Origin of the sequence: Pseudomonas sp. BSw22131, assembly GCF_026810445.1 — a bacterium.
Lineage (GTDB): Bacteria > Pseudomonadota > Gammaproteobacteria > Pseudomonadales > Pseudomonadaceae > Aquipseudomonas > Aquipseudomonas huanghezhanensis.
This window is the reverse complement of sequence record NZ_CP113949.1, coordinates 5,045,269-5,062,592: the sequence shown is the minus strand read 5'-3', so window position 1 is coordinate 5,062,592 and position 17,324 is coordinate 5,045,269. Positions and strand designations below refer to the sequence as shown.

The following is a 17,324-nucleotide window of genomic DNA, read 5'->3' as shown; positions in this document are numbered from 1 at the left end:
CTCACGGCACCAGATAGCCCTTGATCCCGGTGAAAATTATCTGCGCAGCAAGCGCACATACGAATAATCCCATCAGGCGGCTGACGATCTGCAGTCCCTGGTCGCCCAGAATGCGCTCGATGCTGTTGGACAGGTAGAGCACCACGCCGACAGTCAGGCTGGCGAGCGCAATGCTCACTATCGCGGTGAGCTTGTCGTCCCAATGGGGTTGGCTGACGCCCATCACCAATAGCGCACCGATGGTTCCGGGGCCGACGGTCAGCGGGATGGTCAGCGGCACGATGGTCACGTCCTGCTGGACGTTATCGGTTTGTATGCCGGACTTGCCTTGGGCCATTCCCAACGCAGAGATGAACAGCACGCTGCCGGCGCCGATTCGAAAGGCGTCGGCAGTAATGCCGAACACACTGAAAATCACCCGGCCGAACAGATACAGCAAAACACTGGAGATCAGTGTGGCGAGCGCCACCTTCCAGGCCAGGTGACGGCGTTCTTTGCGTGAGTAACCACGCGTCAGGCTGATGAAGCACGACAGCACGAAAAACGGGCTATACAGCACCAGCATCTTCAAATAAACGCTGAACAACACGTGGAGCATGGTTTGAGCCTGCGCGGCAATTAAGGACGTCGCGGAGTCTATCAGGCGATGCCAGCCGTTGACCTGTCAGTTTTGCTGGTAACGATCCCGATCAGCCGCTTCGGCGTTGGCCTGACTGATCGCTCGCTGCTCAACCCAGTGTTCGACCAGCTCACGCAGCTGAGAAAGTTCGACAGGTTTGGCCATGTGACCGTCCATGCCCGATTGACGGGCGCGGTCCTTGTGCTCGGTCAGAATGTGCGCGGTCAATGCCACCACCGGCGTTCGCACCCGCTGGTTACCAACCTCCCATGCGCGCAGTTGCTGGGTAGCCGAGAACCCGTCGAGAATCGGCATTTCGCAATCCATCAGCACCAGATCGTAACGTTGCGCTTTCATGGCCCGCAGCGCTTCCTCGCCGTTGCTGGCGGTGTCTGGCTGAAGATTGAGTTTGCCCAGCATCCCGCGAATCACCTTGGTGGAGATGCTGTTGTCTTCTGCTACCAGAATGCGGAAATCGCTGGGTACATCGATTTCCGAATTAATGAGCGGCATAGGCAGGTAGGGCGCCTGCCCCTTGTTGCGCTGATTCAGTTCGTCTGCGAGCGTTGTCTTGAGTGTGTAGCCGGCCACTGGCTTGGCGAGGATGCGCTTGATGCCGGCGTTGCGTGCAATGACTTTGCTCGGCGCATTGCTGATCCCGGTCAGCATGATCAGGAGGATGTCGTGATTGAGGCTCGGGTCTTCCTTGATCTTCGCTGCGAGCTGCATGCCGGTCATGCCGGGCATGTTCTGGTCGAGCAGGACGATGTCGAAATAATCGCGCAGATGCGCTTTGGTCCGCAGCAATGCCAGCGCTTCTTTGCCGGACGGCACGGCACTGACATTTAAACCCCAGGCGCTGCATTGCTGCACCAGCACTTTGCGGCATGTGTCGTTGTCATCGACCACCAGCACCCGTGCGCCCTGGAGCGGCCCGTCAAGGTCTGCGGTTGGTTGCTCAAGGCGGTCCGGGTCCAGCGGCAGGCTCAGCCACAACGTGCTGCCCTGATTACTGCCGTTCTGAATACCGAATTCCCCGTTCATCAACAGGATCAGTTGCCGCGCGATCACCAGCCCAAGGTGGCCGCCGACTTTACTCGCTGCCAGGAAGTTCTTGCTGTGCAGTTCAGCGTGCAGTAAGGCATCACGTTCTTTGCCGGTCAGGGGCGTGCCGCTGTCTTGCACGGCGATGCGCAGGCGCGGTTTGCCGCCGCGGGAGTCCAGCGCAACCACTAGCAGGATCTCGCCTTCGTCGGTCTTCCTGAGAGCGTTTTCCAACAGGCTCAGCAGCGTCTGGCGCAAGCGAGTGGGGTCACCGCTGATGACTCGCGGCACCTGCGGCTGGATGAAGCTGATCAGTTCCACGCTCTGCTGTTCGGCCTTGGCGCGGAAAATACTGAGGCAGTCTTCGATCATTGCGTTCAAGTCGAACTGCACATCGTCGAGTTCGATCTGCCCGGACTCCAGCTTGGAGATGTCGAGAATTTCGTTGATCAGCGTCAGTAGCTCATTGCCGGCGCTGTGGATGGTCTGCACGTAGTCGCGCTGTTTGACCGACAGGGGCGTTCCCAGCAGCAACTCGGTCATGCCCAGTACGCCGTTCATGGGGGTACGGATTTCATGACTGATTTTTGCCAGGAACTCGGCCTTCGCGTTGATCTCGGCAGTGCTCGCTGCAAGTTCACGACTGATGCTGAAATTGTCTTCGGTGATGCTGCGATGACGTTCGCTCAGGGCGACGCTCATCAGCAGCCCGCACATACAGAAGATCCCCAGCAGACCGATAATCAGCGGTTGCGCGGGGATGCTCGTCAGCCAAAGCAGCGCAGGGAGGACCACCAGACAACCGAGGTTGAAAACGATCATCGAGATCACGAACGGGCGTGCCGGCGCGTAGCCTTTTTGCAGGTGGTAGATGGACACCAGCGTGATGGTCAGCACGGTGCTGGCGACCAGCAAAAAGGTCAGGACGTTGAGCGGCAGCGTGTCGACGAACAACACCAGCAATCCGCCGAACCCTACGATCAGTAGCACGGCCATGAGCAAGCGGTTCAGCGTTTCGACGCCGCGCTGCACGAAGAAGCAATGAGCGAACAGCAGCCCTGTTGCCGCCGCTATCAACAGTGCGATGTGCGCGCTCGGTGTTTGTGCCAGGTGCCAGCGGATAAGCCAGGGTGCCTGGAGGTTGAGCAACAGCATCGCGCTCAAGCCCAGAAACGCCTCACAGGCGGCGAGCCACAGGCTGCTGATCGAACGAACTTGTGCAAAACGGATGAGGTTTTGCAGGATCAACATCGCCAGCGCACCGAAGAACAGGCCGAGCACCAGCGGCTGACGTTCGTCGGCTGCGGCTGAAATGGCGGATTGCAGCGTGATGTTGGGGCGCAGTTCCTGCTCGGATTTGAGCCTTAGAAAAATATCGAGCGGGCGTTCGCTTTGCGGTATCGGCAGCAGGAAATCAACCGAGGGCAAGGGTTGATCAGTGCGAGGGATATCGTTGCCGGTGCGCGAGTGATCGATGAGGTTTTGGCCGTCGAGCACATACATGTCAACGGTGGCCAGGTCCGGCGCAAAGATACGCAACAGCTGTTCGTGGCCGGCAGGCTGTAGCTGATAGTGCAGCCACAGCGCCGCATCGCGGCCAGCCGCTCGCACCTTATCGAGTTCGACGGGGCTGAACTGGGTTTCATAATGGGATGAGCGAACGTCACTGAGCTGAAGGTTTGCCTGATCGTCGACGAGCGTCGACCATCCTGCACTGACTTCGGCGCTCGCCATGGGCGTGCAGAGCAAAGTCAGCAGTGTGACGATCAATCCTGTGGCAATCCTGAGCCAGCGCACGGCGAAATCCCTTCATGAATGAGGCTATTTAACTCTGGGCGGCACTGGATGTTCAGGCTGGTCTGGACCGCAAAAACCAGCCTGACTCAGGTTTACCCCAGGTTTTCGCCGGTTTCACGGGCAATGGCGCGATAGCCAATGTCGGTGCGGTAGAAACAACCTTCCCATTCAATCTTCGAAGCCAGTGCATACGCCTGTTTTTGCGCATCGCTGACGCTGTCGCCCAATGCGGTGGCGCACAACACGCGACCACCCGAGGTCACGACCTGACCGTCCTTGAGAGAGGTGCCTGCGTGGAACACTTTACCGGGCAAGGCGGCCGCTGCATCCAGCCCGCCAATCACCGCGCCCTTGGCGTAATCCCCAGGGTAGCCGCCCGCTGCAAGCACGATGCCCAGGCTCGGACGCGGGTCCCATTGTGCCTCCACTTTGTCCAGCGCCTGCGCGAGCGCAGCTTCGATCAACAAAACCAGGCTCGACTGCAGACGCAGCATGACTGGCTGGGTTTCAGGATCGCCAAAGCGGCAGTTGAATTCAATAACCTTCGGGTTCCCGGCCTTGTCGATCATGAGACCAGCATAGAGGAAGCCGGTATAAATGTTGCCTTCCTCAGCCATACCCCGGACGGTCGGCCATATCACCAGATCCATGACCCGCTGATGGACTTCGGCAGTCACCACCGGAGCCGGGGAGTAAGCCCCCATGCCGCCAGTATTCGGGCCGCTGTCGCCGTCGCCAACGCGCTTGTGGTCCTGGCTGGTCGCCATTGGCAGCACATTCTTGCCGTCGACCATGACGATGAAACTGGCTTCTTCGCCGTCGAGAAATTCCTCGATCACTACGCGAGAACCGGCATCACCGAATGCATTGCCCGCGAGCATGTCGCGGACCGCGTCTTCGGCCTCAGACAATGTCATGGCGACGATCACGCCTTTGCCCGCTGCCAGACCGTCAGCCTTGATCACGATCGGTGCGCCTTTGTCGCGCAGGTAAGCCAGTGCAGGCTCGATCTCGGTGAAGTTCTGGTAATCGGCAGTCGGAATCTTGTGCCGGGCGAGGAAATCCTTGGTGAAGGCTTTGGAACCTTCGAGCTGCGCGGCGGCGGCGGTTGGACCGAAGCAGTCCAGGCCACGAGCGCGGAACAGATCAACCACGCCAGCCACCAACGGCACTTCCGGGCCAACGATAGTGAGGGAAACGTTCTTTTCGGCGAAGTCAGCCAGTTGCTCCAGTGCCAGCACGTCGATATCAACGTTTTCACACTTCGCTTCCGTGGCCGAGCCAGCGTTGCCGGGCGCAACAAACACCTTCTGTACGCGTGGGTCCTGTGCAACCTTCCACGCCAGAGCGTGTTCACGGCCGCCGCTGCCAATGATCAATACGTTCAAATCAGACTCCTTCGGAGAAGCTGTAAGCTACAAGCAGCAAGTAAAAGCGGATCGTGCGGCTTTCAACTGCGGCTCACGGCTTTGAATTTTTAAAGCTGCAGTGGCAAGAAAGTGCGACACCCGTCTGCTTTTTCTTGCCGCTTACAGCTTGAGACTTATAGCTGCATTCAGTGCCGGAAATGGCGCATACCTGTGAACACCATCGCGATGCCGGCTTCATCTGCCGCTGCAATCACTTCGCTGTCACGCATCGAGCCGCCTGGCTGGATGACTGCGGTAATCCCTACCTTGGCAGCGTTGTCGATGCCGTCACGGAACGGGAAGAAAGCGTCTGACGCCATAACCGCGCCCTGCACCTGCAAACCTGCGTGCTCTGCCTTGATTGCTGCTATGCGCGCCGAGTTGACCCGGCTCATCTGGCCTGCGCCGACACCGATGGTCTGACGATTCCTGGCGTAGACGATGGCGTTGGATTTGACGTATTTGGCGACTTTCCAGGCGAAGATCAGGTCGTGAATTTCCTGCTCGCTGGGTGCGCGCTGAGTCACGACTTTCAAGTCATCGGCGGTGATCATGCCGATATCGCGGCTCTGTACCAACAGTCCGCCGTTGACGCGTTTGTAGTCCCACGCCGCACCACGTTCTGCAGCCCATTGGCCGGTAATCAACAGGCGCACGTTTGCTTTGCTGGCGATGACAGCCTGAGCGTCGGCGCTCACGCTCGGCGCAATGATGACTTCAACGAACTGACGCTCGACGATGGCTTTGGCCGTCTCAACGTCCAGTTCACGGTTGAAGGCAATGATCCCGCCAAAGGCCGACTCACTGTCGGTGGCGTAAGCCAGTTCGTAAGCCTGACGAATGCCGCCTTCGGCATCCAGGGCAACGGCCACGCCGCAAGGGTTGGCGTGCTTGACAATGACGCAGGCTGGCTTGACGAAGCTTTTTACGCATTCAAGGGCGGCGTCGGTATCGGCCACGTTGTTGAATGACAGCTCTTTGCCCTGCAACTGAGTGGCGGTGGCGATACCGATTTCCGCTGGCTTGGCTTCAACGTAGAACGCCGCGCTCTGGTGCGGGTTCTCGCCGTAGCGCATTTCCTGCGTCTTGATGAACTGGCTGTTGAAGGTGCGCGGAAACTCGCTGCGGCCTTCGGTGCTCAGGGTGTCGACGGTTTGGTCAACGCTGCCCAGATAGTTGGCGATCATGCCGTCGTAGGCTGCGGTGTGCTCGAACGCCTTGAGCATCAGGTCGAAACGCTGAGCGTAGGTCAGGCCGCCTGCCTTTAGGCTTTCCAACACTTTGGTGTAGTCGCCAGCGTTGACCACGATGGCCACATCTTTGTGGTTTTTCGCGGCGGAGCGGACCATGGTCGGCCCGCCAATGTCGATGTTTTCAATGGCGGTCGGCAGGTCGCAACCGGGCTTGGAAACGGTGGCTTCGAAAGGGTAGAGATTGACCGCAACCAGATCAATCGGCTTGATGCCGTGCTCGCTCATGATGGCGTCGTCGATGCCACGACGGCCAAGGATTCCGCCGTGGATCTTGGGGTGCAGGGTCTTGACCCGGCCGTCCATCATTTCCGCAAAACCGGTGTAATCCGCCACTTCTACCGCAGCAACGCCGTTGTCCTTGAGCAGTTTGAACGTGCCACCCGTAGAGAGGATTTCGACGCCCATGGCTTCGAGTTCGCGTGCAAATTCAAGGATCCCGGTCTTGTCGGAAACGCTGATCAACGCGCGGCGGATCGGCAGGCGGGTAGTCTGGTCGGTCATCTCAACTTCCATCAAAAGCAAAAGGGTCAGCAAAAAAAACGACCGCAATGAAGTGAGGTCGCTTTTCTGTTTTAAATGCTTACAGCAGGTCGTACTGCTTGAGTTTCTTGCGCAGGGTGCCGCGGTTCAGCCCGAGCAGCTCGGAGGCCTTGGTCTGGTTGCCCTTGACGTAGTTCATCACGCACTCGAGCAGCGGGGCTTCGACTTCCGACAGCACCAGGTTGTAGACGTCAGTGACGGCGGCACCTTCAAGGTGAGCGAAATAATTATGCAGCGCCTTCTCAACGCTGCCGCGCAAGGTTTGACCCTCTTCGCTCGGCGTATTGAGGTGCTGTTTCAAATTGACGTTGTCGCTCACAGGTGTCGTTCCACTCACTAAAGTCTCTGTCATCATCGTCATGCGGCCACCTCTTGTTCGTGCCCTGCATCAGGGCTTTTTTCTCGTTCAAGAAAGAATTCCCGAACGTTGGCGCACTGTGCTTCCGTCTCTTCCAAACGATTGAACTGGGCACGAAACTCCTTGGCGCCCGGCAAGGTTGCGAGATACCAGCCGACATGCTTGCGCGCAATGCGCACGCCCAGCACGTCACCATAGAAAGTATGAAGCGCGGCCAGATGCTCTAGCAGAATGCGTTCCACTTCACTGAGCTGCGGCGCAGGGAGTTTTTCCCCGGTGCGCAGGTAGTGTTCTATCTCACGAAAAATCCACGGTCGCCCTTGGGCGGCCCGACCAATCAACAGTCCATCGGCACCGGTTGCCTGCAGCACGTACCGCGCCTTTTCGGGTGAATCGATATCGCCATTGGCAAATACAGGAATCGACACTGCCTGTTTGATGGCAGCAATCGTGTCGTACTCCGCTTCACCGGTGTAGAGATCTGCACGTGTCCGGCCATGGACCGCCAGCGCCGTGATTCCGGCTTGCTCGGCGATTTTCGCGACCGTGAGACCGTTTTTGTTCGCCCTGTCCCAGCCGGTGCGAATCTTCAGCGTGACCGGCACATCGACTGCGCCAACGACGGCCTGCAGGATTTCGGTCACTAACTGTTCATCCTTCAACAACGCAGAGCCCGCGGCCTTGTTGCAGACCTTCTTTGCCGGGCAGCCCATGTTGATGTCGATAATCTGTGCGCCAAACTCAACGTTTGCGCGTGCCGCGTCTGCGAGCATTTGCGGATCCCCACCGGCGATCTGCACCGAGCGCGGCTCGGGATCACCTTCGTGGATCATGCGCAGCCGCGACTTGCGGCTGTTCCACAGGCTCATGTCACTGGTGACCATTTCCGAAACCACCAGGCCTGCGCCGAGTCGGCGGCAAAGCTGGCGGAATGGCTGGTCTGTGACTCCTGCCATCGGGGCGAGGATCAAGCCGTTTTGCAATGTATATGGGCCGATGCGTACCGCCGACATAGGGTGTGCCTGTTGTGGGGCCGAATCACGGGGCCTGGTCCAAAATATGCTTCAACAGCAATTCAGACGGGACCCAGAGTATGAAAAAGGGTGGGCATGATACCCGCTCTCGATGACTGGATAAAGGCTGAATTGGATAAAATCTGAACAGTTGACGGCTTATCACAAACAGTTTGGTTGTGCCGCGCATTGTCATGAACCTGCCGCCGCGTTTTCGTCAATGGCGTGCTGCATTGCAGTGCGCGCCACTGTGCCTTTTCAGGTTTTACCGTCACTCTGGCGAGCGAAAACTCAAGCTGTAATTCACCGCTTTCGTACCTGGATCGAGGATGTCGAGCGCGATATGAATAGGCGTTTGCGGCGGCATTTCTTCCTTGCCGGCCAGTTCACCGCTCAGGTACTCGGCCGGTTTGAAGCTACGGCTGGCGATGAGCTGACCGCCCGTGTCAGCGAAACGCAATTCCAGCAACGGGAACGGTTGAGAAAACGAGGCGCGGTTGTAAATAATCGCATCCACCACCAGCGCGCCCTGAAACTCAGGATGACTGCGCACCACCAGATTGCTGCTTTTGAGCAGCTTGATGTCGACCTTGGACGGCACCTTGCAACCCAGTTGAGGGCAGAGTTCCTGGAGGATAGGGCGGTACTGATCCTGGCGGGCAAGTTCCTCGAAGTGATACCAGACGTACTGGCCGGCGAGGGCGCCCAAGGCAACCAGCACCAACAGTAACCACAGCATTCGACGGCCCCAGCGCGGCTTGGGCTTTTGCCAGTCCAGTTGCAGGGGATCGTCCATCAGGTCGAGCAGGGCCTCGTCACGCAGGCCGGGCTCATTGCGGTTGCGACTGCGACTGCGCTTGGTCCGCCGGGCGAGATCATCATCGTCCTGATGCTCACGATGCGCATCGTCACCTTCCAGCGCGGAGAAGCGTTCGCGGCGTTCCCCCTTGCGCTCGAATGCCTCGTCGGTGTCGCGGGCGTGACCAAAACTGTGGCCGGGGTTGATGTTGTGTTCATCGTCCAGCTCTCGGTCCAAGAACGGACGCGGGTTCGCGGGCTCGTCGTCCAGGTCGTCTAGCCTGGAGGAGAAGGAAGGTTCAGTGCGGTGATCATCACGCGTATGCAGGTCAGCGTCGTCGGATTCGAACGGTGTGTCGAGTCGTGCATCGTCTTCGCGCGGGTCGATAACTTTGGCATGCAACTGCGGGAGATGATCGACGTCATCGTTGGCCAGGTCTTCGTTCCAGTCCTCGTGCGCGGGATCGCCGCGATGTGCACTCATGGACTCGACGTGATCGACGTCGCGCCGGTTGCCCGCCCGCCCAAACGATTCAGGCAACTGGATCTCTCGCTGCTCCAGTCGCGCCAGCTCGACATCCAGATCATCCAGGTCAAGGCTATCGACGTCCAGTTGCCGTGGCGCGGGTTGAGTAACCAGCGCGGTGGGCGGCACGATGACGTCTGGAAGTGCGGGTGCCTGGGTCGGGTGCGCGGGCTGTGCTTCTGCCAGCACTGGAAGTGTTGCGGGCAGTGCGGCAGGCGGTGCGGTTTCAACAGTGGGTGTCGAAGGTGCAGGTGTTTGAGTATCGGATGCCCGTTGTTCCAATAGTTGTTTCGCCGCGTTGAACACCTGGAGGCATGAGCCGCAACGCACCACGCCGCGAGCCACGCTCAATTGGGCGTGGCTGACACGAAAACTGGTCTGGCAGTGCGGACACTGGGTAACGAAACTGTCGGTCATGCGGGTATCCGGGGGTTCACGCTAGCGCCTTATGGTTATTGACTACGCTGTGGGCCATTAACGGCGACGCCCTGTAATGCGGACCCAGCCGTCGCGATTGGCGATCGGATCGAGCACGAAGGTCTCGGCATAGGCGGCGGCTACCTCATCACCCTGTTCTGAGAGAATGCCTGACAGCGCCAGACGACCGCCCTGTTTCACCAGGCTTGCAAGTTGCGGTGCAAGCGACACCAGAGGGCCGGCCAAAATGTTCGCCACCAGCACATCGGCTGGCTGGTTCGGCAAGTCTTGAGGAAGGTACAGCGGAAAACTCTCGGCCGCGATGTTGTTGCGACCGGCGTTATCGCGCGAAGCTTCCAGGGCCTGGACATCGATGTCGGTACCGACGGCCTCTTTGGCGCCGAGCAACAGGGCGGCAATCGCCAGAATCCCTGAGCCGCAACCGAAATCCAGCACGTTGCAGTCCTTGAGATCCTGTCCGTCCAGCCACTCCAGGCACAGCGCTGTAGTCGGGTGCGTGCCAGTGCCAAATGCCAGGCCCGGATCAAGCAGCAGGTTGACCGCGTCCGGCTCCGGCGCTGCGTGCCAGCTCGGCACAATCCACAGGCGCTGACCGAAGCGCATCGGCTGGAAGCCATCCATCCAGCTGCGCTCCCAGTCCTGATCTTCGATCACTTCATGCATGTGTTCAGGCAGCTCTGCGCCGGTCAGCAGCTTCAGGTGAGCGAGCACCTGGTCGGCGTCGGCGTCCGCTTCGAACAGGGCGAGCAAGTGTGTGTGCGACCACAGCGGCGTGGTGTTGAGTTCGGGTTCGAAGATGGGTTGATCTTCAGCGTCCATGAAGGTCACGGACACGGCGCCAACTTCAAGAAATGCGTCTTCGTAGGTTTCGGCTTGTTCTGGGCTGATGGCGAGACGGACTTGCAGCCAAGGCATGGCGGATTACCTTCGAATTGAAAATGGATTGGCGGCGCAAGGCCGCGAAAGACCGGCAAGTTTACGGGTTTCGTGAAGAACAACAAAGCGCCCGCTTGACCTGTAGGTGCGCGCTTGCCCGCGATCCAGTGCGCAGCGCTGGCAAAAATGGGGAGTCCGATATTTCTACGACTGCTTTGCAGCCGATCGCGGCCTCGCGTTGCTCGTACGCTCCTACAGTTCGACGGGGGAGGCCCACAAACGACAAAGCCGCTCGAAAGCGGCTTTGTCGTTCTGCAACATCAACGGCTGAATCAGTGTTTCTCGTCAGCCAGTTTATGTTCCAGGTAGTGGATGTTGACGCCGCCTTTGCAGAATTCTGCATCGCGAGTCAGATCACGGTGCAGCGGGATATTGGTCTTGATCCCGTCTACCACGATTTCATCCAGTGCATTGCGCATACGGGCCATGGCTTCGTCGCGATCCTTGCCCCAGGTGATCAGTTTGCCGATCAACGAATCGTAGTTCGGCGGAACTGAATAACCGCTGTACAGGTGCGAATCGACGCGAACGCCGTTGCCGCCTGGTGCGTGGAAATGCTTGACCTTGCCCGGGCTCGGCATGAAGGTTTTCGGGTCTTCAGCGTTGATCCGACATTCCAGCGAGTGACCGTGAATGACCACGTCATCCTGAGTGAACGACAGCTTGTTGCCAGCGGCGATGCTCAGCATCTCCTTGACGATGTCGATGCCGGTGACCATTTCCGAAACCGGATGCTCAACCTGAACGCGGGTGTTCATCTCAATGAAGTAGAAGCGGCCATTCTCGTACAGGAACTCGAAAGTGCCAGCACCGCGATAGCCGATATCCACGCATGCTTTGACGCACGCTGCGAACACATCCTTGCGGGCTTGTTCGTCGATGAACGGTGCCGGTGCTTCTTCCAGAACCTTCTGATGACGACGTTGCAGCGAGCAATCGCGGTCGCCCAGATGAATCGCCTGACCCTGGCCATCAGAAATAACCTGAACTTCCACGTGACGCGGGTCGGTCAGGTATTTTTCCAGATAGACCATCGGGTTGCTGAACCAGGCAGCCGCTTCAGCGCGGGTCTGCTTGGCCGCTTCGATCAGGTCTTCTTCCTTGTGCACGACGCGCATGCCGCGACCACCACCGCCACCAGCGGCCTTGATGATCACCGGATAGCCGACTTCACGGCCGATGCGCAACGCGGTTTCTTCGTCTTCCGGCAGTGGGCCGTCAGAACCCGGAACGGTCGGCACGTTGGCGCGTTTCATCGCGTCCTTGGCAGACACCTTGTCGCCCATGAGGCGGATGGTGTCAGCTTTCGGGCCGATGAAAGCAAAACCGGATTTCTCGACCTGCTCGGCGAAGTCGGCGTTTTCAGCCAGGAAACCATAGCCTGGGTGAATAGCCGTGGCACCGGTCAACTCGGCAGCCGAGATGATCGCCGGAATGTTCAGGTAGGACAGATTGGCAGGTGCCGGGCCGATACAGACGGTTTCATCTGCCAGACCCAGGTGCATCAACTCGCGGTCAGCCGTGGAATGGACCGCGACGGTCTTGATGCCCAGTTCTTTACAGGCACGCAGGATGCGCAACGCAATCTCGCCGCGGTTGGCGATCAGGACTTTTTCCAACATCGCAGGCTCTCCCCGGTTCAAACGATGGTGAACAGCGGCTGGTCATACTCAACCGGCTGACCGTTTTCTACCAGGATGGATTCGATCACGCCGCTGACCTCCGCTTCGATGTGGTTCATCATTTTCATCGCTTCAACGATGCAAATGGTGTCGCCTTTCTTGACGGTCTGGCCAACTTCAACGAATGCAGGCGAAGTCGGAGCCGGGGTGCGGTAGAACGTACCGACCATCGGCGACTTGACGACAGTGCCGTTGAGTTTCGGAGCGGACGGTGCTTCAGCGGCGGCAGCAACCGGTGCAGGGGCGGCAACCGGAGCGGCCATCGGGGCAGGTGCGTAATACTGTTGTGCGGGGGTTTTGCTGTGACGGCTGATCCGAACGGACTCTTCGCCTTCACGGATTTCCAGTTCATCGATGCCGGACTCTTCCAGCAGTTCGATCAGTTTTTTGACTTTACGGATATCCATCAATCATCAACTCCCAGGGGTCGGTCAGGGGTATTTGGCAGCCGGTTCGGGCTGTGCGGTTCAGCGTCGGGCTTTACCGGTCATGCCTTCGAACTTATGGCCAATTGTTCCAGGGCGGCCTCCAGGGCCAGTCGGTATCCGCTGGCGCCAAGGCCGCAGATCACGCCTACAGCAACATCTGAAAAGTAGGAGTGATGGCGGAAAGGTTCGCGTTTGTGCACGTTGGACAGGTGCACTTCGATGAATGGGATGCTCACTCCCAGCAGCGCGTCACGTATTGCAACGCTGGTGTGCGTAAAAGCCGCCGGATTGATCAGAATGAAATCCACGCCTTCATCGCGTGCTGCGTGGATACGGTCGATCAACTCGTACTCGGCGTTGCTTTGCAGGTACATCAGATGGTGGCCCGCATCCCGCGCGCGCTGCTCCAGGTCCTGATTGATCTGGGCCAACGTGATCGCGCCGTAGATCCCGGGTTCCCGGGTGCCCAGCAGGTTCAGGTTAGGTCCATGAAGAACCAGAAAAGTCGCCATCGTTTGTTCCTTGTTTTGAGCCTATCGCGTGCCCGGATGTCAGCCTCTGGCATTCAGTGCGCTGCGACTATGCCGGAAACTGCAATCGGCTGTCCAGTTGCACGCAATAGCCAGCACGATGACCGATGTTCGCGAAAAATTTGTGACTAGGGTGCTAAATTTGGTCATTAGCTCTATTTAGCCGCTCTGCGAACCCTTCCACGTCGATTTCGCCGACGACACGCACATTTGTCAGCTCGTTCCCGTCTTTTCCGAAGAACAGCAGTGCAGGAGGGCCAAACAGCTTGTAGTGATCAAGCTTTGCCCGTTGTTCGTCGTTGCTGTCGGTCATATCGAAGCGAATGAGCCGGTAGCCCTTAAGCTGAGCGACGATCTGCGGATCGGGCAGCACTTCATGCTCGATGACTTTGCAGCTGATGCACCAGTCCGCGTAAAAGTCGAGCAACAGGGGCTGGCCCGCGTTCTTTGCATCGTTGAGTGCGTTATCGAGTTGCGCCGCCGTGCTGACGGTTTGCCACTGCGAAGGTGTGGCAACGGCGGAGGTGTTTGCAGTCAACGTTGCTTGAGCGCGACCTAGCGGTTGCAACGGGTCGCCTTGTCCGCTGAGCGCGCCGTACCAGCAGGCCAGCGCGTAAACCATTAAAAACAGGCCGGACAGTTGCGCCAGGCGCTGGCGTGGGGTTTTTGCCGTGAACTCCAGCGAGCCGAGGAAAATCGCCACGCCAGCCGACAGTAGCCCGATCAATAGCAGCGTGACAGGGCCTGGAATCACCCGGCTGAGCAGGCCGATCGCCAACCCCAGCAGCAACACGCCGATGGCGTTTTTGACGGTTACCAGCCAAGGGCCGCTTTTCGGAAGCCAGGCCGCGCCGCCGGTTGCAACCAGAACCAGCGGGGCGCCCATACCCAATCCGAGTGCGAACAGTTTGAGTGAGCCACCGATGGCGTCGCCGCTTGCGCTGATGTACAGCAAAGCCCCCGCCAGCGGTGCCGACACGCAAGGCGAAACCAGCAGGCTGGAGACTACGCCCAATACCGCCGCACCCCATAACGATCCGCCTTGGGCGTTGCCGGCGATGCGGTCCAGACGATTGCTGATTGCTTGTGGCAGGCGCAGCTCGAACAACCCGAACATGGCGACTGCGAACACCACAAAGAACAGCGCAAACGGCACCAATACCCAGGCTGATTGCAGGCGCGCCTGCAAATTGAGGCTAGCGCCGAACATACCCATCAAAGCGCCGAGCACCGCGAAACAGACTGCCATCGGCAGCACATAGGCGAGTGACAAGGAGAAGCCGCGAAGGCCGCCAACCTGACCACGCAGCACCACGCCGGAGAGGATTGGCAGCATGGGCAACACACAAGGGGTGAATGTCAGGCCGATGCCCGCGAGAAAAAACAACGCCAGCTCTTTCCAGGTGAAAGACGCAGGCGCCGGGGCTGGCGAGGTTGTGGGTGTAACGGAAGATGCAGCGCCTTCTATATTCAGGCGCTCGGTTTCGGGCGGGTAGCACAAACCTTTGTCGGCGCAGCCCTGATACGTCACGACCAGCGTGAATGCGCGGTTGTCGCCCGGTTTGCGCGGCAGATCAATATCGAGAATGCCGTGGTAGACCTCGACGTCCCCGAAATACTCGTCGTGCTTCTTCTCACCCTCAGGTAACTGCGCAGCTCCCAGGCCGATGTCCGCTGGCTCGGTACGAAATTGAAAGCGGTGGCGATAGAGGTAATAGCCTTCGGTGGCAACGAATCGCAGCTTGATCGACTCAGGCGTGGTGTCGATCAGGTTCAACTGAAAGGCCTGACGGACCGGCAAGAACTCCTTGCTGTTGTCGACCGTCGATCCGCCCAGCGTTGCGTTGGGGCGACTGTCCAGCAGGCTGGCCCCCGTCGCGGGCAAGGCAAGGATCAACAACAGCAAACAAAGCAGGCGGCGCATGGCGGTCTCGCATCTCGAAAGTTCGCGCATGATAGCGGAGTGTTTCCGAGCATGCAGGAGGCACGGTTGTCAGCGGTTGTTTCGGATCGGGGCCCATTTCGACACTTCGCCTGAAAACCGGCGTTACAACACCGTATGAGCCCTGAGTGATTTCGCCGGGGCGCACGCTTCATCGCGTTGCGCATGCACCTGATTGCGGCCGGCATGCTTGGCGCGGTACAGCGCATTATCGGCGTGAGAGGCGAGCATCAAGGCATCGTCGTTCGGGCCAAGCTCAACCACGCCCGCACTAAACGTACAGAACAGATCTACAGGTTGCGCCGGGTAATGAATCTCGGCAAAGCGGCGACGGATTTCGTCCAGCACAGTAAAGGCCGCCTCGATATCTGTGTCCGGCATGACTACTGCAAACTCCTCGCCACCGTAACGCCCTATGTAGTCGCTTTTTCGCAGGCGTTGCTTGAGAAACAACGACAGGCTTTTGATCACCCGGTCGCCCATGGGATGGCCGTGGCTATCGTTGACCCTTTTGAAGTGATCGATGTCCAGCATGGCAAAGCTGACTGGCTTGTTTTCGCGGCGTGCTCGAAAGCTGCAATCTTCGAGCAGTTGAAGAATGTGCGTGTGGTTGTAAAGCCCCGTCAGGCTGTCGCGAACCATCCGCGCCTTGAGATTACGTGCCCTGGCGGCTCGATTGCGCACGGTAGTGATCAAGTGACGAGGCTTTATCGGCTTGGTCAGAAAATCATCGCCACCTTCGCTCATCGCATCCAGTTGCTTGTCCAGATCGTCCTCTGCCGACAGATAAATGATCGGCACACTGACGTAGCGATCGTTGTGGCGGATCACTTTTGCAAGCTCGGTGCCCGTGCAACCCGGCATATACATGTCGAGGATGATCAGATCCGGCTGAAAATCCGCCAGCTCCGCCATGGTTTGAATCGGGTCGAACAAGGTACGCGTGACGATGCCTGCGCTGTTTAGCAAACGCTCGGTGTGCGTGGCTTGCGCGCGCGAGTCGTCGATGATCAGCACTTTATAGGGCTCGTATTGCGCGACACGTGTCAGGACTTCGATTTTCTCCAGCAGGCTGGACGCTTCCAGCGTACCGGTCAAAAACTCCTCGCCCCCCGCACGCACGGCAGCGAGGCGAGTGGGCGTGTCAGTTTCCTGATGGCTGAAAAAAAGCAGCGGCAGTTTTTGCTCAAGGCCTTCCTGCATTTGCATGGCCAGCTTGAGGCCATGCCCCGGGCCTTCGAAATCCACATCCATGACAACGGCGGCAGGAAGGCGCTGGGCAAGTTGCGAATGAAACGCCTGGGTGTTGCCGAGCGATTGTGCCCCCAGACCGAAAAACTCCAGTTGCTTGGCCAGGCGCTCGCTACGCTCGTTATCCTGAAGCATCACGTAGATGGGCTTTCTCAGCGGCGGCAGGGCAATCTGTTCAAGACGATCACCATGACGCAGGCCTGTGCGTGACAGCCGTTGCATCAACCGATTGAGGTCAGTGATAAGTGCGCTGCTCAGACGGCCGCGATTGGCCTCAACCTCTTCAAGCGAGTGCTGAATGCTGCGCGCCAGTTGTGCATGCTCGGCCTGTTCGAACCGCTCGGCAAAACGCAAAAGACGCGTATTGGCCTCAGTGAGCTCGACCATGTCCGCCGCTGACCACTCGCTTTGCTGCAAGCGCTGCCATACCTCAAGTATCTGGCGGGCTTGATGAATGACACGCTGCGCGAAGTGGTGCTTCAGGCGGTCGCGGCTCGGATCTTCTTGCTCGGTCATGTCCTGGCTACTTATAGGGGAAACCCCGATATAAATGATGGCGCTATGCTAGCACTACTTCCCATGCACTTGTGCACCGCAGGGGACTTATTCATCATTTTTTAGCGGTTTTTCGCTTCCAGTTTCCAACAAGTCCAGCAAGGCGCGCGCCATGTTTGCCAAAAAATTGATGTCGATGATGCGAAGGTGCATCGGGGCCAGCCCTAAGCCCGGTTATCGGCACGGATACCGCTTCGGCGTCATG

General features: G+C 58.7%; 13 protein-coding genes. All 13 read right to left on the bottom strand.

Translation table 11 applies throughout. The annotated features are described in order from the left end of the window. Window position 1 precedes the first annotated feature (1 nt). Complete coding sequence (locus OYW20_RS22835; protein WP_268798158.1) at window positions 2–598, bottom strand: MarC family protein; 597 nt, start codon at window positions 596–598, stop codon at window positions 2–4. Between the two features lie 66 nt (window positions 599–664). Then, entirely contained in the window at window positions 665–3,460 is a 2,796-nt protein-coding gene (locus tag OYW20_RS22830) for a hybrid sensor histidine kinase/response regulator (protein ID WP_268798157.1), read from the bottom strand. 92 nt (window positions 3,461–3,552) lie between these two features. Next, window positions 3,553–4,848, bottom strand: coding sequence for a phosphoribosylamine--glycine ligase (gene purD / locus OYW20_RS22825; protein ID WP_268798156.1), 1,296 nt, complete (start codon window positions 4,846–4,848; stop codon window positions 3,553–3,555). Window positions 4,849–5,015: 167 nt separating this feature from the next. Then, window positions 5,016–6,623, bottom strand: coding sequence for a bifunctional phosphoribosylaminoimidazolecarboxamide formyltransferase/IMP cyclohydrolase (gene purH / locus OYW20_RS22820; RefSeq protein ID WP_268798155.1), 1,608 nt, complete (start codon window positions 6,621–6,623; stop codon window positions 5,016–5,018). 79 nt (window positions 6,624–6,702) lie between these two features. Further along, window positions 6,703–7,023, bottom strand: a complete 321-nt coding sequence (gene fis, locus OYW20_RS22815) for a DNA-binding transcriptional regulator Fis (RefSeq protein ID WP_007907419.1) — start codon at window positions 7,021–7,023, stop codon at window positions 6,703–6,705. Then, a complete protein-coding gene (gene dusB / locus OYW20_RS22810) occupies window positions 7,020–8,033 on the bottom strand; it encodes a tRNA dihydrouridine synthase DusB (protein ID WP_268798154.1) in 1,014 nt (337 codons plus the stop codon). The genes fis and dusB overlap by 4 nt, the downstream gene beginning before the upstream one ends. A gap of 271 nt (window positions 8,034–8,304) precedes the next feature. Then, window positions 8,305–9,774, bottom strand: coding sequence for a DUF3426 domain-containing protein (locus OYW20_RS22805; protein ID WP_268798153.1), 1,470 nt, complete (start codon window positions 9,772–9,774; stop codon window positions 8,305–8,307). 57 nt (window positions 9,775–9,831) lie between these two features. Continuing rightward, complete coding sequence (prmA, locus tag OYW20_RS22800) at window positions 9,832–10,710, bottom strand: 50S ribosomal protein L11 methyltransferase (protein ID WP_268798152.1); 879 nt, start codon at window positions 10,708–10,710, stop codon at window positions 9,832–9,834. A gap of 293 nt (window positions 10,711–11,003) precedes the next feature. After that, on the bottom strand, window positions 11,004–12,353 hold the full coding sequence (accC, locus tag OYW20_RS22795) for an acetyl-CoA carboxylase biotin carboxylase subunit (RefSeq protein ID WP_268798151.1): 1,350 nt from the start codon (window positions 12,351–12,353) through the stop codon (window positions 11,004–11,006). A gap of 17 nt (window positions 12,354–12,370) precedes the next feature. Then, window positions 12,371–12,820: an acetyl-CoA carboxylase biotin carboxyl carrier protein gene (gene accB, locus OYW20_RS22790; RefSeq protein ID WP_268798150.1), complete on the bottom strand. Its 450-nt coding sequence runs from the start codon at window positions 12,818–12,820 to the stop codon at window positions 12,371–12,373. Between the two features lie 80 nt (window positions 12,821–12,900). Next, complete coding sequence (aroQ, locus tag OYW20_RS22785; protein WP_268798149.1) at window positions 12,901–13,353, bottom strand: type II 3-dehydroquinate dehydratase; 453 nt, start codon at window positions 13,351–13,353, stop codon at window positions 12,901–12,903. Window positions 13,354–13,507: 154 nt separating this feature from the next. Continuing rightward, window positions 13,508–15,295 (bottom strand): protein-disulfide reductase DsbD, encoded by a 1,788-nt coding sequence (locus OYW20_RS22780; protein WP_268798148.1) that lies wholly within the window; start codon window positions 15,293–15,295, stop codon window positions 13,508–13,510. A 123-nt stretch (window positions 15,296–15,418) separates the two neighbouring features. After that, a complete protein-coding gene (locus OYW20_RS22775) occupies window positions 15,419–17,080 on the bottom strand; it encodes a PleD family two-component system response regulator (RefSeq protein WP_268798147.1) in 1,662 nt (553 codons plus the stop codon). Between the last annotated feature and the right edge of the window lie 244 nt (window positions 17,081–17,324).

Coding starts and splice junctions, on each gene's coding strand:
- OYW20_RS22835 (WP_268798158.1), bottom strand. CDS start 598: ATGCTCCACGTGTTGTTCAGCGTTTATTTGAAGATGCTGGTGCTGTAT.
- purH (WP_268798155.1), bottom strand. CDS start 6,623: ATGACCGACCAGACTACCCGCCTGCCGATCCGCCGCGCGTTGATCAGC.
- fis (WP_007907419.1), bottom strand. CDS start 7,023: ATGACGATGATGACAGAGACTTTAGTGAGTGGAACGACACCTGTGAGC.
- dusB (WP_268798154.1), bottom strand. CDS start 8,033: ATGTCGGCGGTACGCATCGGCCCATATACATTGCAAAACGGCTTGATC.
- OYW20_RS22805 (WP_268798153.1), bottom strand. CDS start 9,774: ATGACCGACAGTTTCGTTACCCAGTGTCCGCACTGCCAGACCAGTTTT.
- prmA (WP_268798152.1), bottom strand. CDS start 10,710: ATGCCTTGGCTGCAAGTCCGTCTCGCCATCAGCCCAGAACAAGCCGAA.
- accC (WP_268798151.1), bottom strand. CDS start 12,353: ATGTTGGAAAAAGTCCTGATCGCCAACCGCGGCGAGATTGCGTTGCGC.
- accB (WP_268798150.1), bottom strand. CDS start 12,820: ATGGATATCCGTAAAGTCAAAAAACTGATCGAACTGCTGGAAGAGTCC.
- aroQ (WP_268798149.1), bottom strand. CDS start 13,353: ATGGCGACTTTTCTGGTTCTTCATGGACCTAACCTGAACCTGCTGGGC.
- OYW20_RS22780 (WP_268798148.1), bottom strand. CDS start 15,295: ATGCGCCGCCTGCTTTGTTTGCTGTTGTTGATCCTTGCCTTGCCCGCG.
- OYW20_RS22775 (WP_268798147.1), bottom strand. CDS start 17,080: ATGACCGAGCAAGAAGATCCGAGCCGCGACCGCCTGAAGCACCACTTC.